The sequence below is a fragment of the Pseudomonas sp. NFACC45 genome, assembly GCF_900113505.1.
In the GTDB taxonomy this organism is placed as follows: Bacteria; Pseudomonadota; Gammaproteobacteria; order Pseudomonadales; family Pseudomonadaceae; genus Aquipseudomonas; species Aquipseudomonas tehranensis.
Genome location: NZ_FOPO01000011.1, coordinates 240,007 through 264,053 on the forward strand (window position 1 = coordinate 240,007; position 24,047 = coordinate 264,053).

The 24,047-nt window shown below is 59.5% G+C and carries 16 protein-coding genes; 10 read left to right on the forward strand and 6 right to left on the reverse strand.

Annotated features, from left to right (window positions below):
• The first annotated feature begins 5 nt into the window (after positions 1-5).
• From BM132_RS21000 to BM132_RS21015, 4 genes are all read left to right on the forward strand, one after another.
• Positions 6-305: a BolA family protein gene (locus tag BM132_RS21000; protein WP_047226295.1), complete on the forward strand. Its 300-nt coding sequence runs from the start codon at positions 6-8 to the stop codon at positions 303-305.
• A 283-nt stretch (positions 306-588) separates the two neighbouring features.
• Complete coding sequence (locus tag BM132_RS21005; protein ID WP_092458466.1) at positions 589-1,530, forward strand: oxygen-dependent tRNA uridine(34) hydroxylase TrhO; 942 nt, start codon at positions 589-591, stop codon at positions 1,528-1,530.
• Between the two features lie 36 nt (positions 1,531-1,566).
• Positions 1,567-2,169, forward strand: coding sequence for a DsbA family protein (locus BM132_RS21010; RefSeq protein WP_171061403.1), 603 nt, complete (start codon positions 1,567-1,569; stop codon positions 2,167-2,169).
• Positions 2,162-3,979: an ABC transporter ATP-binding protein gene (locus tag BM132_RS21015; protein ID WP_092458472.1), complete on the forward strand. Its 1,818-nt coding sequence runs from the start codon at positions 2,162-2,164 to the stop codon at positions 3,977-3,979. The genes BM132_RS21010 and BM132_RS21015 overlap by 8 nt, the downstream gene beginning before the upstream one ends.
• A gap of 10 nt (positions 3,980-3,989) precedes the next feature.
• On the opposite strand, the gene BM132_RS21020 is transcribed toward BM132_RS21015, so the two are convergent.
• Positions 3,990-8,654, reverse strand: a complete 4,665-nt coding sequence (locus BM132_RS21020) for a deaminase domain-containing protein (protein WP_092458474.1) — start codon at positions 8,652-8,654, stop codon at positions 3,990-3,992.
• 301 nt (positions 8,655-8,955) lie between these two features.
• Here BM132_RS21020 and BM132_RS21025 point away from each other — a divergent pair, with 301 nt between their 5' ends.
• Together BM132_RS21025 and BM132_RS21030 are read left to right on the forward strand one after the other, a co-directional pair.
• Positions 8,956-11,415, forward strand: coding sequence for an EAL domain-containing protein (locus BM132_RS21025; protein WP_092458566.1), 2,460 nt, complete (start codon positions 8,956-8,958; stop codon positions 11,413-11,415).
• A gap of 79 nt (positions 11,416-11,494) precedes the next feature.
• Entirely contained in the window at positions 11,495-12,265 is a 771-nt protein-coding gene (locus BM132_RS21030; RefSeq protein ID WP_371264146.1) for an iron-containing redox enzyme family protein, read from the forward strand.
• Positions 12,266-12,412: 147 nt separating this feature from the next.
• On the opposite strand, the gene BM132_RS21035 is transcribed toward BM132_RS21030, so the two are convergent.
• From BM132_RS21035 to BM132_RS21055, 5 genes are all read right to left on the reverse strand, one after another.
• Positions 12,413-13,339 carry a GGDEF domain-containing protein gene (locus BM132_RS21035; protein ID WP_092397627.1) on the reverse strand — a complete coding sequence of 309 codons (927 nt, stop codon included), beginning with the start codon at positions 13,337-13,339 and terminating at the stop codon, positions 12,413-12,415.
• Positions 13,340-13,700: 361 nt separating this feature from the next.
• Complete coding sequence (locus BM132_RS21040) at positions 13,701-14,441, reverse strand: YciK family oxidoreductase (RefSeq protein ID WP_092458477.1); 741 nt, start codon at positions 14,439-14,441, stop codon at positions 13,701-13,703.
• A 212-nt stretch (positions 14,442-14,653) separates the two neighbouring features.
• Positions 14,654-15,325, reverse strand: coding sequence for an N-acetylmuramic acid 6-phosphate phosphatase MupP (mupP, locus tag BM132_RS21045; protein WP_047226303.1), 672 nt, complete (start codon positions 15,323-15,325; stop codon positions 14,654-14,656).
• A gap of 4 nt (positions 15,326-15,329) precedes the next feature.
• Positions 15,330-16,028: a bifunctional 2-polyprenyl-6-hydroxyphenol methylase/3-demethylubiquinol 3-O-methyltransferase UbiG gene (gene ubiG, locus BM132_RS21050; RefSeq protein ID WP_047226304.1), complete on the reverse strand. Its 699-nt coding sequence runs from the start codon at positions 16,026-16,028 to the stop codon at positions 15,330-15,332.
• Between the two features lie 61 nt (positions 16,029-16,089).
• Positions 16,090-17,421: a TRZ/ATZ family hydrolase gene (locus tag BM132_RS21055; protein ID WP_092458480.1), complete on the reverse strand. Its 1,332-nt coding sequence runs from the start codon at positions 17,419-17,421 to the stop codon at positions 16,090-16,092.
• Between the two features lie 106 nt (positions 17,422-17,527).
• Between BM132_RS21055 and mtnA the strand changes: the two genes are divergently transcribed.
• The 4 genes from mtnA (at position 17,528) to pheA (ending at position 24,043) form a co-directional block, all read left to right on the forward strand.
• Entirely contained in the window at positions 17,528-18,604 is a 1,077-nt protein-coding gene (gene mtnA / locus BM132_RS21060; RefSeq protein WP_092397633.1) for an S-methyl-5-thioribose-1-phosphate isomerase, read from the forward strand.
• 362 nt (positions 18,605-18,966) lie between these two features.
• Positions 18,967-21,630: a DNA gyrase subunit A gene (gyrA, locus tag BM132_RS21065; protein WP_092458483.1), complete on the forward strand. Its 2,664-nt coding sequence runs from the start codon at positions 18,967-18,969 to the stop codon at positions 21,628-21,630.
• 233 nt (positions 21,631-21,863) lie between these two features.
• Positions 21,864-22,949 (forward strand): 3-phosphoserine/phosphohydroxythreonine transaminase, encoded by a 1,086-nt coding sequence (gene serC, locus BM132_RS21070; protein WP_092458486.1) that lies wholly within the window; start codon positions 21,864-21,866, stop codon positions 22,947-22,949.
• Positions 22,949-24,043 (forward strand): prephenate dehydratase, encoded by a 1,095-nt coding sequence (gene pheA / locus BM132_RS21075; RefSeq protein WP_003199233.1) that lies wholly within the window; start codon positions 22,949-22,951, stop codon positions 24,041-24,043. The genes serC and pheA overlap by 1 nt, the downstream gene beginning before the upstream one ends.
• Positions 24,044-24,047 lie beyond the last annotated feature (4 nt).

The following is a 24,047-nucleotide window of genomic DNA, read 5'->3' on the forward strand; positions in this document are numbered from 1 at the left end:
CCGGTATGAGCATGCAACAACGCATCGAATCGACGCTCGGGCTGTTGCAGCCCGAGCACCTGCAAGTGCTGGATGAAAGCCACATGCACAGCCGTGGGTTACAGACCCACTTCAAGGCCGTGGTGGTCAGCCATCAGTTCGAGGGGCTCAATCGCGTCAAGCGTCATCAGAAGGTCTACGGCACGCTGGGCGAGCTGATGGGTGAGTTCCATGCGTTGGCGCTGCACACCTATACCCCCGAGGAGTGGGCGCAGATCGATACAGCCCCGGCTTCGCCGACCTGTGCCGGGGGCAGCAAGCACTGATCTGCCGCGGCTGATGGCTGTAGGAACTGTAGGAACTGTAGGAACTGACGAGTGCAACGAGGCTGCGATCTTTCGCTTTGGACTCAATTGTCAGGGGAAAAGATCGCAGCCTCGTTGCACTCGTCAGCTCCTACAGGGCGTAGCCCAATGGGCCACATCCGGCGTTGATTGCAGTCCTGCAACCCACGTGTTTTTTGCTAGAATCCGCCACGCGCCTCACAGGGCGCGTTTTTTTTCGCATCCGGTTCACCCTTTGCGAGGGTAGCCACCTGGAGAAATACCCATGACACCATCCATTGTCGTGGCGGCACTGTATAAGTTCGTCACCCTTGAAGATTACGTCGAGCTGCGTGAGCCACTGCTCAAGGCCATGCTCGACAACGGCATCAAAGGCACGCTGCTGATCGCCGAAGAAGGCATCAACGGCACCGTTTCCGGCACCCGCGAAGGCATCGACGGTTTGTTGGCCTGGCTCAAGAACGACCCACGCATGATCGACATCGATCACAAAGAGTCGTATTGCGACGAGCAACCGTTCTACCGCACCAAGGTCAAGCTCAAGAAGGAAATCGTCACCCTCGGCGTCGAAGGCGTGGACCCCAACAAACAGGTTGGCACCTATGTCGAACCGCAGGACTGGAACGCGCTGATCAGCGACCCGGAAGTCTTGCTGATCGACACCCGCAACGACTACGAAGTGTCCATCGGCACCTTTGAAGGCGCGATCGACCCCAAGACCACCAGCTTTCGCGAGTTCCCCGAGTACATCAAAGCCCATTTCGATCCGGCCCGGCACAAGAAGGTCGCGATGTTCTGCACCGGTGGCATTCGCTGCGAGAAAGCCTCCAGCTACATGCTCGGCCAGGGTTTCGACGAGGTCTATCACCTCAAGGGCGGCATCCTGAAGTACCTTGAAGAGGTGCCGCAGGAAGAAACCAAATGGCGCGGCGACTGCTTCGTGTTCGATAACCGCGTGACCGTCCGCCATGACCTTAGCGAAGGCGACTACGATCAGTGTCATGCCTGTCGTACACCGGTGAGCGTAGAAGACCGCGCTTCGGAGCACTACGTGCCAGGCATCAGTTGCCCGCATTGCTGGGATAAGCTGAGCGAGAAAACCCGGCGCAGCGCCATCGACCGGCAAAAGCAGATCGAACTGGCCAAGGCCCGCAACATGCCGCATCCAATCGGCTACAACTATAAGCAATCACCTTCCGAGGCTTGAACCATGCCCCCACGCCTGCTCTATGTGATGGACCCGATGTGTTCCTGGTGCTGGGGTTTTGCGCCGGTTGCCGAGGCACTGGTCGAGCAAGCGCAGGCCGCCGGGGTAGAACTGCACCTGGTGGTGGGCGGTTTGCGCACCGGCAGCGGTTCGGCCCTGGAGCCGACCACCCGACGTTATATCCTCGAGCATTGGCAGGCCGTCACCCAGGCCACCGGCCAGACGTTCAAGCTTGAAGGTGCGTTGCCGGACGGTTTTGTCTATGACACCGAACCGGCCTGCCGGGCACTGGTGACGGCCCGTGGCCTGGCGCCGGACTTGGCCTGGAAGCTGTTGAAGCTGATCCAGCAGGCGTTTTATGTCGAGGGTCGTGATGTGACCCACGCCAGCGTCCTGGTGGAACTGGCCGAACAGGCCGGACTGCCTCGCATCGAGTTCGCCGCAGCATTTGACCGCGCCGAGCAACATGCGGCCACTGCTGCAGATTTCACTTGGGTGCAGGATCTTGGCATCGCCGGTTTTCCTACGCTGTTGGCCGAACGTGACGGTCAATTGGCCTTGCTTACCAATGGCTACCAGCCCCTGAGCCAGTTGTCGCCACTGCTGGGCCGCTGGCTGGAGCGCGCGGCCTGTGCCTGATCGGGCGGATGACGCATCCCTTGCGCCACGCGTCGACCGCTTGAGCTGGGCCGAAATCCGCCGACTGGCCCTTAAACACAAGAAAGCCCTGTGGATCGCCAATGGCGTGGCCGTGCTGGCGACGCTGTGCAGCGTACCCATCCCGCTGCTGTTGCCGCTGCTGGTGGACGAAGTGCTGCTGGGGCAGGGCGACGCGGCATTGAAGGTCATGAACCATGCGTTGCCGAGCGGCTGGCAAAGCGCGGCCGGTTATATTGGCCTGATGCTGGTGGTGACCCTGGTCCTGCGATGCGGCGCTTTGCTGTTCAACGTGCTGCAGGCGCGATTGTTCGCCAGGCTGGCCAAGGACATCGTTTATCGCATTCGCGTCCGGTTGATCGAACGGCTCAAACGTATTTCCCTGGGCGAGTACGAAAGCCTGGGCAGCGGTACCGTAACCACGCATCTGGTCACCGACCTGGACACCCTGGATAAATTCGTCGGCGAAACCCTCAGTCGTTTCCTGGTGGCGATGCTGACACTGGTGGGCACTGCCGGCATTCTGGTGTGGATGCACTGGCAACTGGCGCTGCTGATCCTGTTGTTCAACCCGTTGGTGATCTACGCCACGGTGCAGCTGGGCAAACGGGTCAAGCATCTCAAGAAGCTGGAAAACGACAGCACCTCGCGCTTCACCCAGGCCCTGACTGAAACTCTGGATGCTATCCAGGAGGTACGTGCCGGTAACCGCCAGGGTTATTTCCTTGGTCGATTGGGGACGCGGGCCAGGGAGGTCCGTGACTACGCAGTGAGCTCACAGTGGAAAACCGATGCCTCGAACCGCGCCAGCGGTTTGCTGTTTCAGTTTGGTATCGATATTTTTCGCGCAGCGGCGATGCTCACCGTCCTGTTCTCCGACCTCTCCATCGGCCAGATGCTGGCGGTGTTCAGCTACCTGTGGTTCATGATCGGACCGGTGGAGCAACTGCTCAATCTGCAGTACGCGTTTTATGCCGCCGGCGGTGCATTGTCGCGGATCAACGAGTTGCTGGCCCGTGCCGACGAACCGCAATACACCGGCAGTGTTAACCCGTTCCAGGGACGCGACACCGTGGGTATCGAAGTTCAGGGGCTGAGTTTCGGCTACGGCGACGAACTGGTGCTGAACCAGATGAATCTGTCGATTGCCCCCGGTGAAAAAGTCGCGATTGTCGGCGCCAGTGGGGGTGGCAAAAGTACCTTGGTCCAGTTGCTGTTGGGGCTGTACACGCCGCTGGCCGGGACCATCCGTTTCGGCGGTTCGACTCAGCAGGACATCGGCCTGGAAACCGTGCGCGACAATGTTGCGGTGGTCCTGCAGCATCCCGCGCTGTTCAACGACACGGTGCGGGCCAACCTGACTATGGGTCGCGAGCGCACGGACGAGGCCTGCTGGCAAGCGCTGGAAATCGCCCAACTGCACCAGACGATCCTGAGTTTGCCCAACGGCCTGGACAGCATCGTCGGGCGTTCCGGCGTGCGTCTGTCCGGCGGCCAGCGCCAGCGTCTGGCCATTGCCCGGATGGTGCTGGCCGAGCCCAAGGTGGTGATCCTCGACGAGGCCACGTCCGCGCTGGACGCCGCCACCGAGTACAACCTGCACCAGGCGCTGGCGCGGTTCTTGAGCAACCGCACCACCTTGATCATCGCGCACCGGTTGTCGGCCGTGAAGCAGGCCGACCGGGTGCTGGTGTTCGACGGTGGACAAATCGCCGAGGATGGCGACCATCAGCAACTGATTGCTGACGGGGGTTTATACGCCAAGCTCTACGGGCATCTGCAGCAGCATTGATCGCCGGGGATCAATCGGATTCGGTTGAAGAGCTCATTTCAGTTGCCGGACGCTTACGGCGCTGTCCCCATATGACGTTCAACGCATCGGCTCCGCGCTCATGACCGAACTCCTTCATGACAATCGCGCAGGATTCGCAGGGCGGCAGGGTGGTGGCAAGCGTGATCGACTTGATCTCTTCAGGGTTTGGATATTTTTCGCTGATGTAGGCAATCAATTTGCTTTCACTGTCTGCGCAGGTCACTCGACTGAGCCTGTCCGAAGTGCCCGGAGCATCCATCAGATGAGGGATCGCCAGCAATTTTCCATCGGCGCTCAGGGTGAGGGATGCAGGGTCAATCGCGCTCCGGATGCCATCAACATTAAAGTAAGTGGCGTCTTTGAAGGTGACTTGCGTGTGGCCACTGTGGGATTTGAACAGGGGCAGGTGCCGGGTGTAGTCCTCGATTCCAGAAACACTGACATATATTTCGTTGTTTCCTGCTGCCGTGATGACGTCGGCAAAAGCTATGTTTTTTTGGTTCTTGGTTGGAAGGGTTTTTTGCAGTTCCTGCATGGCGTCATGGATGGTCACCGTTCGGCCGGTTGATTGAGACGGGCCCGCAATGGAGGGGGATGTAAAAAGCGCGTTGAAGATGTTTGCGGTTGATTTCTGTATGGCTTCGGGCGCCTGTGTGGTGGGTTGCCACACGGCTGCCCCGTTAGGCAAATCAGAGACAATCATTCTGGTGCGACGATCGAATAACACCGCCTCGGCGGGGTAGGTACTGACTTTCAGCCACTTCATATTGGAGGGCGGATGACTCGGTGCGCCAATGGGGATCGAAATTTCATCGATCTTGTCCAGTGCCCGTTCGACCTGGTCTCTGCCGTAGATTCGCGCGGCGTTGTTGGCGTTCAACGAACCGATGTACACCCGTTGCAGCTCTTCTCCCAAAGAGCCGGGCGTCAGGTCGTTTGGACCAAGCCTTTTCAGGCTCAGAGGAGACTCGACACTCTCAGTGGAGAGCAATCGGGTCATGTAATAGTCATCGCTGTTCAAGCGGGTGAATATGTACGTGAAGTGCTCATCGATCGAGGGAATGATGAGCGCGCCGGTTTGATGGATATCGTCAATTTTTTCTGCCGAACCGGTTACTTTGATGCTGCCGTAAAGGCCGGTTTGAAATTCCAGGGTCGCCGTAATGGTTTGCCTGGGGATGGGGACTCTGCTGGAGAGACCGATCCATTGCGGTTTGCCTTTGTAGGTGTTGAGCTTGCCGTCCTTGAGTTCATAGATTTTCCCTTCGAAGGCGAGCAGGGCGCGATCGTTGGGATGCTTGGGTATAGAGGGATAGAACGTTGCGTCACCAAACCAGGGCGCCCAGCTTAACTCGGTGCTGAACTCGCCCGCGGGTGGGCGCTCGGCAGGCTGGTCCGGCAATATATAACGGGTCTTGCACACCTCGTCTGGCGCACGCCGGACACGGCACGCAAGTTTCCTCAAGGGGGGGCTGTCATCCGTGTGGCTGATGCGGCGCAGGGTTCCCGCCTTCAAACGATAGGGCACGTCATCCACATAAAAGAGGCGGCCGCCATCGACTTCAAGCACCTCTCGTACGCGGGCATTTTCTGGCAACTCGACAAGGACTTCGGTATCGGTTCGGGCTCGCGTGCTGAAGTGGGAGCGGCCCGGTGACACTTCAGCGCCCAGTTCAGGGCCGTAGGGCCGGGACGATAAAGGGTCAATCAACCGGTAATCAGCGCTGCCTGTGGCTGCGGTGTTGCGCACAGGAACATCGTCAATGCCGCGCACCGTGCTCAATTGGTCATTGATTGTCAGTGGACGCCAGCGGCCCGGATCCGTGACCTGACTCATGCCTTGGACGAAATCGTATTGGCCGGCGCGCCCGGACAATGTCTTGAGGCTCAGATAGCCCTTTTTGCTGAACCGGTACACGCTCTGGCTGCCTGCTCGCAGCATGGAGGCAATGCCGTCGAGCGGGTTCAGGGTGGCGTTGAGCAAACTACCTGTGAGCGTTGCAAAGGCAGGCAGCGCTTTGCCAATGCTCAACTTGCCCGCGGCGCTGACCAACTTCAGCGAGCCTGAGGCAAACTTGCCGATGGGCCGGGCGAAGACAACAAAATCAGTGAACAGGCCAAAGGCTCCACTCACCAGGCGATCACGGTCTCCCGAAGCCAGGTCTTCGATACTGCCCCAGAAGGGCACAAACATTTTTATGATTTCCAGGGTTTTTTCACGCTTGGCCTTTTGACGGTCGAATTCAGTTTCGCCATAACAACGGTCGTAGAGCTGTTTTTCGTCAACGAAAAGCAGCTTCTCGGCAATGTAGCAGGCCACGTCCAAGGTGATTTTCGATTCCAATGTCCGCGGTAGGCTATGGTCGGTGTCGCTAATATTCGACTCACCGAACGTGACGCCAAGCGGGTCCAAGATGGCTTGGCATTCTGCGTGAGCGTCGGGGACAGTGCCGTTTACATGGGCATCCCAATCGAACGGAAGGGTTTTATGGCGAAGAACATCCACACTCACCGCCGAGCCGCGGCTGACTCTCCAGTGTTCGATTTTGCGCTCTGCGCCGAGATGGTGTGGCTCAATATCCGGTCGTGGGCGGATCACCCCAGCCCGCGGGAGCAGTTCATAGTACGAGGTTTTGCGCTGGCTAGTCGTTTCCAGAATGAAGCCATTACGCGCGCGCAGGGGCAGTGTCTTATCTTCGGTTTCATTGTTGGCTTCAATGCCCGTGGTTTCTTTTCTGAGGCTGTAGACCTTTATCACGCCCTGCTCCAGGGCTTGGCGATCAGCCAGAGGCAGTGATGCGAGCAGATGGATGATTAACGTGCGATAGGCGCTTCTGATGAAGCTGAGGTAGATGTCGAAATGGGTTTTGAACGTTTGCTCGATATCGGGGAGCGTTCGGTTCTGCTGGGGAATGGCGGTAAAACCGGGCCCGGCAAAGTTAGTCTGTAGGGTTGCATCGTGGTCGATCCTGAACCAGACATCGGTGATGACTTTTCCATCGGGCCGGGTGACGAACCATTTATGTTCGGTGAGTTGGCCGGATGCATACACATCCGCGAATGTGTAGGTTTGGGGGGCGAGTCTTCCAATGGGGCCACTGAGTCGAGTCACGGGGGCGGCATACGTGCTGGCCTCTTTCACCAGCTTCCTGCCATCCGTCACGAACCGGCCGTCTGCGAAGAGCTTCGCCATTTTAAGCCTGGCGATGTTCAGCCTCTCGGGGGGGCGGCTATCCAGCCAGTTGACCGCCCGGGTCAAGCTATCGATGGTGAAGTCAAGCTTTTCTACAGCAGTCTGTATCTCCGGCAGGGTGTAGTGCCCATTGGCCTTATGGGCAACCAGGCCGTTTGTCACGGCCCATTCCAGCATGGGTTTCAATCTTGTCAGGGTGACCAGTTTCAGGTCATCAGCCGTGGCTTCACTGGCGTATTGGCCAGGGAAGTCGACCAGTTGCTGGAAACTCAATCTTTGCAGCAACGTCGGGTCGATCGCGTCAGCAAGATAGACACCATGGGCAAAATTCACCCAGACGGTGGAGCTTCGATAAGGCAGCTGCGACGGTATATCGCGAATCTGGAAGTGTGGCGGGAACAAGGGTTGATAGAGACGCGCGAGCAGAATGGATTCGTTCACTGTCGCGGCGCGTTTTGAAGACAGCAGATGCGCCTCGAACTCGGCCCGAATCTGCCCATAGCTTTTCCCCCAGTTGGACGAATGTTGCCACGGGTAACCGGCGATACTGTCCGGGCTCTCGTTTTGCCCGTTTTCGAGCCAAAGACGAATGGCGTAGGCGAGCAACTTGGTGCATATCCCCGCTGCCATGTCCTCGCCGGGGCTACCGCCGAACCAGCCCAGCGCTTGCAATAACCTGGTTGCCAGTTTCCGGGCGTTCGTCGATTGCACAATAGCGTCCAGATACGCCGAAGGCTTCGCCCGGATTTGCGTCGTCGTCAATGTGTCGATATCCAAAGCGCCGAGGTAGGCCAGCAATGGGGTGTGCGGCGTAGGCAGGAATTGACGCACTGTGTCAGTGATCAGGTTTTCAGTGTGGGGGCTCAAGGCGTCGATGTTTATTCCATGTCCAAGTCCCAGCGTGTGGTGAGCGCGTTTCTCTTCCAGCGCATTCATCGTGGCGTTGCGTTGCTCGGTGTTTTGCGGATTGCAGGGGGTAATACCGTAAAACCAGGTCATTCGTGCAAATGTTACTTGGCCGTCGAAACGAATTTGCCCACCCAATAGTCGAGCGGTTTTTTCAATCTGTGCACGCAGGCCGATCCAAGAGGGAGCGTTGTTCAGTGGAATCTGAATGGTGGTTTCTCTGTTCCTTGAAAGTGTCTCGTAGATGGCTTTGCCGTCTTTTAAAGTGACGATCAAGTGGTAATGAGGGGCGCTCAGCGTTTTGCACAACGCCTGATAGTTTTTGTCCTGGATGAGCGTGTGCAGTGCTCGTTGTCCGGTTTCATTTTCCAACGCCATGGGTGAGCAAAGCCTGGGCTTGACCAGACTGTCGGCCAACGTCTGCAGCGGTGTCTGATGGTTTCGAACGAGCGATAACATGGCCTCGTAATCGCCCAGCAAACCCTGATGTTTTTCGGCATAAGAGGGTGTCGGGCTCAGGCTCGTTGAAAGGCCGGGGGCGGCGGTAGATTGCATATGGAGGTTCCCTGGTGATTAACGAACGTTTCTCTACACGCCTCGATAAAGTGCAAGGTCTAGAGAAGGTCCGTATCAAAACAGTCCAGGCAAACCCGGGGTGGTAGATAGGTATGGCGTGCAGGAAAGTTGTAACGGTGTTTGGCAATTACCAGGGTTTTATCGTCCCTGTTGTCCCAGGCATCCAGGGGCATGGGGTGTCAAATAGTGTCCGGCCTCTTGCGGGGAGCTGCTACGCCTCCTAGTCTTGCGGGAATGAGCGGTCTGAATGCTGATCGCCTACGCCTATGCAAGGGATCTCATGACTCAAGCGCGGACTCTCGGAACCCCCCGGTTGTTGGGCATCGTCTGGCCTTTTATCGCCGTCGTCCTGTTTCAGGCATTGTTGGGGGGTGTCAGTCTTTACGTGTTGTCTGCGGTGCGCGGCTACGTGGCGGGAGAAAGCCTTTGGTCCAAGGGCCAGAAAGACGCCATTTACTACCTCAATCTTTATGCCGACAGTCGCGACGAAACAATCTTTCAAAAGTACCAGCGGGCTATCGCCGTACCTGAGGGCGGGCATGAGCTGCGGGTGGCCCTGGACCGTCAGCCGCCGGATCTGGAAGCGGCACGGGCGGGAATCCTCAAGGGCGGCAATCACCCGGACGACGTGTCCAGTGTGATTTGGCTCTACCTGAATTTTCGGCACTTCAGTTACCTGGAAGAGGCTATCGATCTCTGGACGGTGGGCGACGGCTACCTGATTGAACTGGATGACGTCGCCCGCCAGATGCACAGCCGGATTGCTGCAGGTCAGGCGTCTGAGGCCGATATTCGCGGCTGGAAGGCGAAAATCTTTGCCATCAACGATTCCGTCACCCCGGCAGCCAAAGCTTTCAGCGATGCGCTGGGGGAGGGGTCGCGCTTCATCCTGCGCCTGTTGCTGGTGACCAACTTCGCTACCGCCCTGGGGTTGATCGTGCTGGCGCTGTTGCGCACGCATAAACTGCTGGCCCAGCGGCAGGTCTTCGCCAATGCCTTGCAACTGGAAAAGGAGCGGGCGCAGATCACCTTGCAGTCCATTGGCGACGGCGTGATCACCACCGATGTGGAAGGGGCAATCGCCTACATGAATCCCGCCGCCGAAGCGATGACTCACTGGAAGGCCGAGCACGCCACGGGACTGCCTCTGGCCGCCCTGTTCAATTTGCTCGATGACAACGCCCAGAGTGAAGGGCTGACCCTGATCGAACATATTCTCAGCGGCCGGCTCGGTGGCGGCAGCGAACATTCCAAGCTGATCCAGCGCCTGGATGGCAGCACGGTGTCCGTCACGCTCGTAGGTGCGCCGATCCGCCATGCCGGCAAGGTCAGTGGGGCGGTGCTGGTGTTGCACGACATGACCCAGGAACGCCAGTACATCGCCAACCTGTCGTGGCAAGCCACTCATGATGCGCTGACCGGCCTGGCCAATCGCCGGGAATTTGAGTATCGCCTTGAACAAGCCTTGCACAATCTGACACGCCAGGTGGGGCGTCATGCATTGATGTTCCTCGATCTGGACCAGTTCAAGCTGGTCAATGACACCTGTGGTCATGCGGCGGGTGACGAATTGTTGCGTCATATTTGCGCGTTGCTGCAATCGGGATTGCGGGAAAACGACACCCTGGCCCGATTGGGGGGCGATGAGTTCGGTATTCTGCTGGAGAACTGCTCGCCGGAGGCCGCGGAAAAGATCGCCGACGGCTTGCGCCAGACCGTACAGAACCTGCACTTTGTCTGGAAGGGCCGTCCATTCGTGACCACGGTGAGCATTGGCCTGGTGCATATCGCCCAGAGCCCGATGACGCTGGAGGCGTCCCTGCGCGCTGCTGATATGGCCTGTTACATGGCCAAGGAAAAGGGCCGTAACCGGGTCCAGGTCTATCACGCCGACGACTCGGAACTGTCCCTGCGCTTTGGCGAGATGGCGTGGGTCCAGCGCCTGCACATGGCCCTGGAGGAGAATCGCTTCTGTCTTTATGCCCAGGAAATTGCCGCGCTGGGGCCGGGCGACCATGGCGGTGGGCATATCGAGATTCTGTTGCGCCTGCATGACGAAGCCGGAAGGATGATCCTGCCGGACAGCTTCATTCCCGCGGCGGAACGCTATGGCTTGATGACGTCTCTGGATCGCTGGGTGGTGGAAAATGTCTTCAAGATCATCCGTCAGTGCCTGAACGATTCGCGGCAGGGACCGATGGCCATGTGTGCGATTAATCTGTCAGGCACAACTATCGGAGATCAGGCATTTCTTGATTTCCTGCGTAAACAGTTTGCGGCCTACTCCATTCCACCAGAAATGATTTGTTTTGAAATAACCGAGACGAGTGCTATTTCGAATTTGGGCAGCGCCATCCGCTTTATCAATGAACTCAAGAGCTTGGGTTGCTACTTCTCGCTGGATGACTTTTGTGCCGGAATGTCTTCATTCGCTTACCTGAAACATTTACCTGTAGACTTCCTGAAGATCGACGGGAGTTTCGTAAAGGATATGCTGGACGACCCGATTAACCGTGCAATGGTCGAGGTGATCAATCACATCGGCCACGTCATGGGTAAGCGCACGATTGCCGAGTTTGTTGAAACTGCCCAGATCGAGCAGGCGTTGCTGGAGATCGGGGTGGATTACGCTCAAGGGTATGTGATTGAACGCCCGCAATTGTTTACCTGTGATACGTTGCAATGCAGGCCGGCCCGGCCGCAGCCGCTGTTATTCAAGGCCCCCGGCACGTTCCGCTGAACCTCTTGTTGATCCGGAAAAAATCACAATCAAAAGGAGCCCGACAGTGATCGACACATTCAACCGAACAGGCCCGCTCATGGACGCCACAAGCTATCCGAAATGGGCACAACAGCTCATTACCGATTGCAGCGAGAGCAAACGCCGGGTTGTCGAACACGAGCTGTATCAACGCATGCGCGATAACAAGCTCAGCGCCAAGACCATGCGCCACTACCTTATTGGTGGTTGGCCGGTCGTTGAACAGTTCGCTTTATACATGGCACAGAACCTCACCAAGACACGCTTTGCCCGCCACCCCGGCGAGGACATGGCGCGTCGCTGGCTGATGCGTAACATTCGTGTCGAACTCAACCATGCCGATTACTGGGTCAACTGGAGCGCCGCCCATGGCGTGACCCTGGAAGACCTGCAAGCGCAGCAAGTGCCACCCGAACTTCATGCGCTGAGCCACTGGTGCTGGCATACGAGTTCTTCGGACTCGCTGATCGTGGCGATCGCCGCGACCAACTATGCCATCGAGGGGGCAACCGGGGAGTGGTCGGCACTGGTGTGTTCCAGTGGCGTCTACGCGGCGGCTTTCGCCGAGGAAGACCGCAAGCGAGCCATGAAGTGGCTGAAGATGCACGCCCAGTACGATGATGCTCATCCCTGGGAAGCCTTGGAAATCATCTGCACCCTGGCGGGCATGAACCCGAGCAAGGCCTTGCAGATCGAACTGCGCCAAGCTGTCTGCAAGAGCTACGACTACATGTACCTCTTCCTGGAACGCTGCATGCAACTGGAGCAATCGGAGTCCGTGGGGAAAACCTCACCGACCCGTGAGCGCCTAGCGCTGGCCGGGAGCTGATACCCGATAGTCGACCCATGTGGGAGCGAGCCTGCTCGCGAAGGTGTCACGACAGTCAACGGGGAGGTTGACTGCTTGATCGCCATGGCGAGCAAGCCCGCTCCCACATTTTTCGACGGTGTTCACAAAATCTGTAATTGCTGGTTTTCACCCCGCCATCGCCAGCCGGTTACGGCCCTCGCGCTTGGCCACGTACAACGCGTTGTCAGCCCTGCGCAGCAGGCTTTCGACTGACTCACCCGGCAGCAGCGTCGCGCAGCCCAGGCTGACCGTCAGTTCGATCCTCGTGCCTGCGGCAAAATAATCCTGTGCTTGGGCGGCATGACGCAGTCGTTCTCCGACCATGGCCGCGGCATCCCGGCTGGTGTTCGAGAGCAGGATCAGGAATTCTTCGCCGCCGAACCTGAACACCATGTCCACATTGCGCAGCTGATTCTTGATGGCCTCGGCCACGCCCTTCAATACCTCATCGCCGATGCCGTGCCCATGAATGTCGTTGACGCGCTTGAAATGATCGATGTCCAGCATCAACAGTGACAGCGGTTGCAAATGACGCTTGGCCATATCAACTTCACGGATCAGCGTCTGGTCCATGGCGATGCGGTTGCCCGTGCCGGTCAGTGGGTCGCGCAGGGCGCTTTGGGTCGCGGCGCGGTAGAGCAGCGCATTGCGCAATGGGAACAACAGCGTCGACAACACAGACTCAAGGTCGGCTTGTTCGGTCTCGGTGAAGCGCTGGTTACGGCGAAACACCAGCTCACCCAGGTACTCGCCTTCATGGCTGAGGTTATAGGTGAGGGTGTGATGCCCGCGTTGTCCCAGCTCCAGGCGCAGATCGCTGGGGCTGTGGCGGTAGATCAGTGCGTCCAGCGGCACCAGCCGCTGAACCTCACGGAAAAACAGCCCCAGGATCCGTTGCGGCTCCAGGCTGGTCTGCAATTGCTGGCTCAACTGCTGACGCAACTGCGAAAGATTGACAGAGCGGGCCACCAGCGGTGATGGCTGGCCAAAGCCCAGGCGCTGCAGTTTGGCGCTGTCGAAATCAATCGCGTTGATCTGGGTTGGCGTTTTCATATGGCGTGGGCCCCTAAGCGAATCTGTCCTGACAGGTTGGGCGAGGCAGCTTTGGGCGGCGCGTCGTACTGGTCCTTCAGTCCCGTAGGACATCTGATTTGAGTTTAGTCCGCTTTACCTGGCAGGCATAAGTCTCATCTCAACATCCATTCCCGCCGAACATGGCGTGTTTGAGGATCTTTAGAGCGAAAGTCGTGCCATTCGGTTCATTAGAATAAAAACTGTTTGGAAATCAATGTGTTGATTTCAAACGGCGAGCGCGTCGTCGGCAAGGGGTGACATGGACTTGGCGGTTCGCCTGGCTACGTCTGGGGGGCAGGGACGTCGCGACGGTAAACCGACGCGACGTCAAGGCGAGTGGTTATTGCGCGTTGAATGCCTGGCCGTTGACACCGGTGCTATCCGGTCCCATCAGGTACAGGTAAACCGGCATGATTTCTTCAGGTGTAGGGTTGTTGAGCGGGTTTTCCCCCGGGTAGGCCTGGGCGCGCATGCTGGTGCGGGTGGCGCCGGGGTTGATGCTGTTGGCGCGCACCGGTGCGACGGTATCGACTTCATCGGCCAGGGTTTGCATCAGCCCCTCGGTGGCGAACTTGGAGACGCCATAAGCGCCCCAGTAAGCCCGTCCCTTACGCCCGACGCTGCTGGAGGTGAACACCACGGAGGCGTCCTTGGACAGCTTGAGCAGCGGCAGCAAGGTGCTGGTGAGCATGAACATGGCGTTGACGTTCACCTGCATCACCCGCATGAAGTTCTCGCCGGACAACTGCTCCAGCGGCGTACGCGGGCCGATGATCGAGGCGTTGTGCAGCAGGCCGTCCAGATGGCCGAATTCGCTTTCGATCATCGCCGCCAGTTCATCGTACTGATGGGGCAGGGCGGTTTCGAGATTGAACGGGATCACCGCCGGCTGTGGATGCCCGGCCGCTTCGATTTCATCGTAGACCTGGGTCAGGTTGGCTTCGGTCTTGCCCAGCAGCAATACAGTGGCGCCGTGGGCGGCATAGGCCTTGGCGGCTGCGGCGCCGATGCCGCGACCTGCGCCGGTGACCAGGATGACCCGGCCATTGAGCAGGTCGGGGCGGGCGGAATAATCAAACATAAAAAACCTCACGAAACAGAACAAATGCGTGGTGATGCGCACGTGTGGCGAAGGATGGATCTGTGGCGAGGGGATTTATCCCCGCTGGCTGTAGGAGCTGACGAGTGCAACGAGGCTGCGATCTTTTCCTGCTGATCGAGCCCTAAGGCGAAAGATCAAAAGATCGCAGCCTTCGGCAGCTCCTACAGAACCCAGCCACAGGAGCAGTCAGCTCAACAACTGCACAATGCGTTATCCAGCACTTCACGCAGCGCCGAGGGGTGATCGATCACCACATCCGCGCCCCAATGGTTCGGGTTGTCGTCCGGGTGAATGTAGCCATAGGTCACCGCGCACGTCCGGGTGCCGGCGCTGCGGCCAGACTCGATGTCCCGCAGGTCGTCGCCCACGAACAATACGCTGGCCGGATCCAGGTCGAGCATCTTGCACGCCAGGGTCAGCGGTTCGGGGTCCGGCTTGCTGTTCTTTACATGGTCGGGGCAGATCAACACTTTCGAGCGTTCGGCTAGGCCCAGTTGCTGCATGATCGGCTCGGCAAAGCGCACCGGTTTGTTGGTGACCACCCCCCAGATCAGGTTGGCCGCTTCAATGTCGGCCAGCACCTGGGCCATGCCGTCAAACAGGTGGCTGTGGACCGCGCAACCCTTGAGGTAACGGTCGAGGAATTCCTGGCGCAGTTCCTCGAAACCTGGCGACTCCGGGTCCATGGAAAAGGTCACCGCGACCATCGCCCGGGCGCCGCCGGAAATCTCGTCGCGAATATGCTGCGTGTTCATCGGTGGCAGGCCGCGGTCGGCGCGCATGGCCTGGCAGATGGCAATGAAGTCCGGCGCGGTGTCGAGCAGCGTGCCATCCATGTCGAAAAGAACCGCTTTAAGGCGCATCGACTTACTCCTCGCGCAAGGTCTGGATCATGTAGTTGACGTCAACGTCGGCGGCCAGCTTGTAGTGCTTGGTCAGCGGGTTGTACGTCAGGCCGATGATGTCCTTGACGGTTAGCCCGGCCATGCGGCTCCAAGCCCCCAGCTCCGAAGGCCGGATGAATTTCTTGAAGTCGTGGGTACCACGTGGCAACAGCTTCATGATGTATTCGGCGCCGATGATGGCGAACAGGTAGGCCTTCGGGTTGCGGTTGATGGTGGAGAAGAACACCTGGCCACCGGGCTTGACCATGCGAAAGCACGCGCGGATGACCGAGGACGGATCCGGCACGTGTTCGAGCATTTCCAGGCAAGTGACCACATCGAACTGTTCGGGCATTTCCTCGGCCAGGGCTTCGGCGGTGGTCTGCCGGTATTCCACGCTGACGCCGGATTCCAGTTGATGCAGTTGCGCAACCGCCAGCGGTGCTTCGCCCATGTCGATGCCCATCACCGTCGCTCCGCGCTGGGCCATGGCTTCGCTGAGGATGCCGCCGCCGCAGCCGACATCGAGTACCTTCTTGCCAGCCAGGCTGACGCGCTCGTCAATCCAGTTGACCCGCAGCGGGTTGATGTCGTGCAGCGGTTTGAATTCGCTTTCACGGTCCCACCAGCGATGGGCCAGGGCTTCGAATTTGGCGATTTCGGCGTGGTCGACGTTGCTCATGTGCAGATCCTCGAAAAACTTGAAAAATCGTAGGCCCCGAGCCGTGGCTCAAGGGGTCTGGTTATTCGTTGTGGCCGCTGATGCGACGACCCCATGCTTGCGCCGTGGCACTGAGCTGCGATTCGTCCAGGCGGGTCAGGTGGCCGTCCTCCAGCAAGGGCTTGCCGGCCACCCACAGATGTTTCACGCAGTCGCGACCGGTGGCGTAGATCAGTTGCGACACCGGGTCATAGACCGGCTGCTGGGCCAGTCCCGACAAGTCAAAGGCCACCAGGTCGGCGGCCTTGCCGACTTCCAGCGAGCCGACGGTCGTTTCGATGCCCAAGGCCCGGGCGCCATTGAGCGTGGCCATGCGCAACGCCCGGTGGGCATCCAGGGCCGTGGCCGAACCGGCGACGGCCTTGGCCAGCAGTGCAGCGGTACGCGTCTCGCCCAACAGGTCCAGATCGTTGTTGCTCGCCGCTCCGTCAGTGCCGACCGCGACATTGACCCCGGCCTGCCACAAGCGCTCCACCGGGCAGAAACCGCTGGCCAGCTTCATGTTCGATTCCGGGCAATGGATCACGCTGCAGTTGCTTTCTACCAGCAAAGCCTGGTCTTCATCGCTGACCTGAGTCATGTGCACCGCCTGAAAACGCGGCCCCAGCAGGCCCAGTCGTCCCAGCCGGGCCAGGGGGCGCTCACCGGTGTTATCCACAGCCTGCTGTACTTCGAAGGCGGTTTCGTGAACATGCATATGAATGGCCGCGTCCAGTTCTTCGGCGATTACCCGGATTTTTTCCAGGTTCTCGTCGCCGACGGTGTAGGGCGCATGGGGGCCGAATGCCACTTTGATCCGTGGATGGTGCTTGAGGTCGCCAAACAATTCGATGCCCTGACGAATGGCATCGTCGGCGCTGGCAGCACCGGGGATCGGAAAATCGAGGATCGGAATGGCGATTTGTGCGCGAATACCGCTGTTATGCACACGCTCGCTGGCAACCTTGGGGTAAAAATACATGTCCGAGAAACACGTGATGCCGCCCTTGAGCTGCTCGGCGATCGCCAGGTCGGTGCCGTCGCGGACAAAATCTTCATCGACCCATTTACCCTCGGCCGGCCAGATGTGTTGTTCGAGCCAGGTCATCAAGGGCAGATCGTCGGCCAGCCCGCGGAACAGAGTCATCGCCGCATGGCCGTGGGCGTTGATCAATCCGGGGCTCAGAAGCATGCCCGGCAGTTCGCGGACCTCGGTTGCGTCACATTTCAGGGCGTCTGCCCGTGGGCCGATGAACACGATGCAGCCGTCGCGGATGCCCAGGCCATGCTCCTTGAGCACGACGCCGGCGGGTTCGACAGGCACCAACCAGGTCGGTAGCAGTAATAAGTCGAGCGCAACGGCAGGCTTGGGCATCGTGGAACGGTTCCATGGCGTATAAGGGATGGCGAAGTATACCCGAGCGTCTTCGCGGAGGGATCGCTATAATCGGCGGCTTTTGTTCATGAGTGCGGGGTGTGGGATGCGCGATCGACTGTTGGCAGCGGAGAAGGTGAAGGCCATCGATTGGCGTGATGGCGCCCTCTATCTGTTGGATCAGCGTATTTTGCCGTTCGAGGAAACCTGGATCGCCTATACCACGGCGGCCGGCGTGGCCGAGGCTATTCGCTCGATGGTGGTGCGGGGCGCGCCGGCCATCGGCATCAGCGCGGCCTATGGCGTGGTGCTGGCAGCACGGGCGCGCTTGGCCGAGGGTGGCGACTGGCAAACTGCGTTGGAAGCCGATTTTGCCTTGCTGGCCGACTCCCGGCCGACGGCGGTGAACCTGTTCTGGGCGTTGGACCGGATGCGCGACCGACTGGGACGCTTGAAAGAGCATGCCGAACCGCTGGCGGCCCTTGAGGCCGAAGCCATCGCGATCCATGAAAGCGACCGCGAAGCCAACCTGACCATGGCGCAGTTGGGGGTCGATCTGATCCGCAAGCATCAAGGTAACGCCCAGGCCATCCTGACTCATTGCAATACCGGCGCCCTGGCCACCGGTGGCTTCGGCACGGCCCTTGGGGTGATTCGTGGGGCGTTCCTTGAGGGCATGGTCGAGCGCGTGTATGCCGACGAAACCCGTCCGTGGCTGCAAGGCTCGCGCCTCACCGCGTGGGAATTGGCCAATGAGGGCATCCCGGTGACCCTTAACGCTGACTCTGCCGCCGCCCACATCATGAAAACCAAGGGCGTGACCTGGGTGATCGTCGGCGCCGACCGCATTACCGCCAACGGCGATGTGGCGAACAAGATCGGCACCTACCAACTGGCGGTCTGCGCCATGCACCATGGCGTGCGCTTCATGGTGGTGGCGCCCAGTTCGACCATCGATATGAACCTGGCCAGCGGCGAAGACATTCCGATTGAAGAGCGCGACGGGCGCGAACTGCTGGAGGTTGGCGGCAAGCGGGTCGGGGCGGATGTGGATGCCTTCAACCCGGTGTTCGACGTCACCCCGGCGGACCTGATCGACGCCATTGTCACCGAGAAAGGCATCGTCGAGCGCCCGGATACGGCGAAGATGGCGCAGTTGATGTGTCGCAAGCGCTTGCATTGAAGGCTTTGAGTGTCGGATCTGCCGCTATCGCGAGCAGGCCCTGAAAGTCAGCAAATGAGCCTGAATTGCACCTCAAATCTGCTTTCAGCAAGCCTCTAAGCCCCTCTCGTCCCATATCAGCCTGTCACCGGTCAACTAACTATGCTCCATGCGCATCAGGGGGATAGGTGCGTGGCGGCTCTTGTGATAACATCCGGCGGTTTCCAGGGCTGCCTCGCGAGGTAGCCTTTACTGCGCAGATCCATGGCATAACTCGTTGATTTGTCGTAAGTCGCTGCATGGCACTTGTTCTGCAGCGGCGAGCTTCGTTCGTCCCATCTGGATGTGACGAGGTTTCACCAGAAAAAGGAATCAGGCTTCTCATGGGCGAACTGGCCAAAGAAATCCTCCCGGTCAATATCGAAGACGAGCTGAAACAGTCCTACCTCGACTACGCAATGAGCGTAATCGTCGGGCGGGCGCTGCCGGATGCGCGCGATGGCTTGAAGCCCGTGCATCGGCGCGTGCTGTTCGCGATGAGCGAGCTGGGCAACGACTTCAACAAGCCGTACAAGAAATCAGCCCGTGTCGTCGGTGACGTGATCGGTAAGTATCACCCCCACGGTGACACCGCCGTGTACGACACCATCGTCCGGATGGCCCAGCCCTTCTCCCTGCGCTACTTGCTGGTAGACGGCCAGGGCAACTTCGGTTCCGTGGACGGCGACAACGCCGCGGCCATGCGATACACCGAAGTGCGCATGACCAAGCTGGCCCACGAACTGCTGGCCGACCTGCATAAAGAAACCGTGGACTGGGTGCCGAACTACGACGGCACCGAAATGATCCCGGCGGTCATGCCGACCCGCATCCCGAACCTGCTGGTCAACGGCTCCAGCGGTATCGCCGTGGGCATGGCGACCAACATCCCGCCGCACAACCTCGGTGAAGTCATCGACGGTTGCCTGGCCCTCATCGACAATCCTGAGCTGACCGTCGATGAACTGATGCAGTACATCCCCGGTCCGGACTTCCCGACCGCCGCGATCATCAACGGTCGCGCCGGCATCATCGAAGCCTACCGCACCGGCCGTGGTCGCATTTACATGCGCGCCCGCTCGACCATCGAAGACATCGACAAGGTCGGTGGCCGCCAGCAGATCGTCATCACCGAGCTTCCGTATCAGCTGAACAAGGCCCGTCTGATCGAGAAGATCGCCGAGCTGGTGAAAGAGAAGAAGCTTGAAGGCATCACCGAGCTGCGTGACGAGTCCGACAAGGACGGCATGCGCGTTGTGATCGAGCTGCGTCGTGGCGAAGTGCCTGAGGTGATTCTCAACAACCTCTACGCCCAGACCCAGCTGCAAGCGGTGTTCGGCATCAACATTGTCGCGCTGATTGACGGCCGTCCGCGGATCCTGAACCTCAAGGACCTGCTGGAAGCCTTCGTGCGTCACCGTCGCGAAGTGGTCACCCGTCGCACCGTGTTCGAACTGCGCAAAGCCCGCGAGCGCGGTCATATCCTCGAAGGTCAGGCCGTTGCCCTGTCGAACATCGACCCGGTCATCGCCCTGATCAAGGCCTCGCCAACACCGTCGGAAGCCAAGGAAGCGCTGATCAGCACGCCTTGGGAATCCACCGCCGTCGTGGCGATGGTCGAGCGTGCCGGCGCCGATTCGTGCCGTCCGGAAAACCTCGACCCGCAATACGGCCTGCGCGACGGCAAGTACTTCCTGTCCCCGGAACAGGCGCAAGCCATCCTGGAACTGCGTCTGCACCGCCTGACCGGCCTGGAACACGAGAAGCTGCTGGCTGAATACCAGGAAATCCTCAACCAGATCGGCGAGCTGATCCGCATCCTCAACAGCGCCACGCGCCTGATGGAAGTGATCCGCGAAGAGCTGGAAGTGATCCGCGCCGAATACGGCGACGTGCGCCGCACCGAGATTCTCGATGCGCGTCTGGACCTGACCCTGGGTGACATGATCCCGGAAGAAGAGCGCGTGGTGACCATTTCCCACGGCGGCTACGCCAAGACCCAGCCGCTGGCCGCCTACCAGGCCCAGCGTCGCGGCGGCAAAGGCAAGTCGGCCACAGGCGTCAAGGACGAGGACTACATCGCTCACCTGCTGGTTGCCAACAGCCATACCACGCTGTTGCTGTTCTCCAGCAAAGGCAAGGTGTACTGGCTCAAGACCTACGAAATCCCCGAAGCGTCCCGTGCCGCTCGCGGCCGTCCGCTGGTCAACCTGCTACCGCTGGACAGTGATGAATACATCACCACCATGTTGCCGGTGGAGGAGTACACTGAAGGTCACTTCATCTTCATGGCCACCGCCAAAGGCACCGTGAAGAAGACCCCGCTGGAATCCTTCAGCCGTCAGCGCAGCGTTGGCCTGATCGCTTTGGAACTGGACGAAGGCGACGTGCTGATTTCCGCTGCCATCACCGATGGCGAGCGTGAAGTCATGCTGTTCTCCGACGGCGGCAAGGTTACCCGTTTCAAGGAATCCGACGTTCGCGCCATGGGCCGTACCGCCCGCGGTGTGCGCGGCATGCGCCTGCCGGAAGGCCAGAAGCTGATTTCCATGCTGATCCCTGAAGAAGGCAGCCAGATCCTCACGGCTTCGGCGCGTGGTTATGGCAAGCGCACGGCTATCAGCGAGTTCCCTGAGTACAAGCGTGGCGGCCAGGGCGTGATCGCCATGGTCAGCAACGACCGTAACGGTCGTCTGGTCGGTGCTGTCCAGGTACTCGATGGCGAAGAGATCATGTTGATCTCTGACCAGGGCACCCTGGTGCGCACGCGGGTTGCCGAAGTATCGAGCCTGGGTCGTAATACCCAGGGCGTGACGCTGATCAAGCTGGCCAGCGATGAAACGCTGGTCGGGCTTGAGCGGGTGCAGGAGCCATCGGAAGTCGAAGGCGAGGAGCTGGAGGGCGAGGAGGGCGAAGCGTTCGACGGCACTCTTGCTACCGACGTTGACGACATGACCGGCGACCAACCGCTCGACGCTGCCGCAGACGAAGAAGAACCGCAGGACTAAGCGGGCATGCAGGGGGCGGATGAAGATTCGCCCCCTTGTTGTTTGTCCCGTTTGAAAATTTGCGACACTGCACATGACGCGCAACTGTGGGAGCGAGCCTGCTCGCGATGACGGACTGACATTCAACATGGATGCTGACTGTTACATCGCTATCGCGAGCAGGCTCGCTCCCACATTTGGGTCATGTGTTGATTGAAGATTGATGTGACCACCAGATCAGAGCGAGATTGGATGTGAGCAAGAGAGCCTATAACTTCTGTGCCGGCCCGGCGGCGCTTCCTGAAGCGGTCCTGAAGCGTGCCCAAGGTGAACTTCTCGACTGGCATGGCAAGGGCCTGTCCGTCATGGAAATGAGCCATCGCAGCGATGAGTTCGTGTCCATCGCCACCAAGGCCGAGCAGGACTTGCGTGATCTGCTGAACATCCCCTCCAACTACAAGGTGCTGTTCCTGCAGGGCGGCGCCAGCCAGCAGTTCGCGCAGATTCCGCTGAACCTGCTGCCCGAAAGCGGCAAGGCCGATTACATCGACACTGGGATCTGGTCGCAGAAAGCCATTGAAGAAGCCTCGCGCTACGGCCACGTCAATGTCGCGGCCACTGCCAAGCCCTACGACTATTTCGCCATTCCCGGCCAGAACGAGTGGAACCTGTCCAAGGACGCGGCCTACGTTCACTATGCGCCGAACGAAACCATCGGCGGCCTGGAATTCAACTGGATCCCGGAAACCGGCGACGTGCCCCTGGTGGCTGACATGTCTTCGGACATCCTGTCGCGCCCTGTGGACATCTCCCGTTTCGGCATGATCTACGCCGGCGCGCAGAAGAACATCGGCCCTAGCGGCATCCTGGTCAGCATCATTCGCGAAGACCTGCTGGGGCGCGCCCGCTCCTTGTGCCCGACCATGCTCAACTACAAGGTCGCTGCCGACAACGGCTCGATGTACAACACCCCGCCGACCCTGGCCTGGTACCTGTCGGGCCTGGTATTCGAATGGCTGAAAGAGCAGGGCGGTGTCGAGGCCATCGGCAAGCTCAACGAAGTGAAGCAGCGCACGCTCTATGACTTCATTGACGCCAGTGGCCTCTACAGCAACCCGATCAACAAGACCGATCGTTCGTGGATGAACGTACCGTTCCGTCTGGCCGACGACCGTCTCGACAAGCCGTTCCTGGCCGGTGCCGACGAGCGCGGGCTGCTGAACCTCAAGGGCCACCGTTCGGTCGGCGGCATGCGCGCTTCCATCTACAACGCCGTCGATATCAACGCGGTCAATGCGTTGATTTCCTACATGGCAGAGTTCGAGAAGGAACAGGGTTGATGTCTGAGCAAGAACTCAAGGCGCTGCGCCTGCGTATCGATGCCCTGGACGAAAAGGTCCTGGAACTGATCAGCGAGCGTGCGCGCTGCGCCCAGGAAGTGGCGCGGGTGAAAATGGCCTCCCTGGCCGAAGGCGAAGTGCCGGTGTTCTATCGCCCGGAACGTGAGGCGCAGGTCCTCAAGCGCGTCATGGAGCGCAACAAGGGGCCTCTGGGCAATGAAGAAATGGCGCGGTTGTTCCGCGAGATCATGTCTTCGTGCCTGGCCCTTGAGCAGCCTTTGAAAGTCGCTTACCTGGGCCCTGAAGGCACCTTCACTCAGGCTGCCGCCATGAAGCATTTCGGCCACGCCGTGATCAGCAAGCCGATGGCGGCCATCGACGAAGTCTTCCGTGAAGTGGCGGCGGGCGCGGTGAACTTCGGCGTGGTGCCGGTGGAGAACTCCACCGAAGGCGCGGTCAACCACACGCTGGACAGTTTCCTTGAGCACGACATGGTGATCTGCGGCGAAGTCGAGCTGCGCATCCACCATCACCTGCTGGTGGGCGAGAATACCAAGACCGACAGCATCAGCCGGATCTATTCCCACGCCCAGTCCCTGGCCCAGTGCCGCAAGTGGCTGGACGCCCATTATCCGAATGTCGAGCGTGTGGCGGTGTCGAGCAACGCCGAGGCGGCCAAGCGGGTCAAGGGTGAATGGAACTCGGCGGCAATCGCCGGCGACATGGCGGCCGGCCTCTATGGCCTGACCCGCCTGGCGGAAAAAATCGAGGATCGCCCGGACAACTCCACGCGATTCCTGATGATTGGCAGCCAGGAAGTGCCGCCGACCGGCGACGACAAGACATCAATCATCGTCTCCATGAGCAACAAGCCTGGCGCGCTCCATGAGCTGCTGGTGCCGTTCCATGACAATGGTATCGATCTGACACGGATCGAGACCCGTCCGTCGCGCAGCGGGAAATGGACCTACGTGTTTTTCATCGATTTTGTCGGCCACCACCGCGATCCGCTGGTAAAAGGTGTGCTGGAAAAAATCAGTCAGGAAGCTGTGGCACTCAAGGTGCTGGGTTCCTACCCCAAAGCAGTTCTTTAAGGGC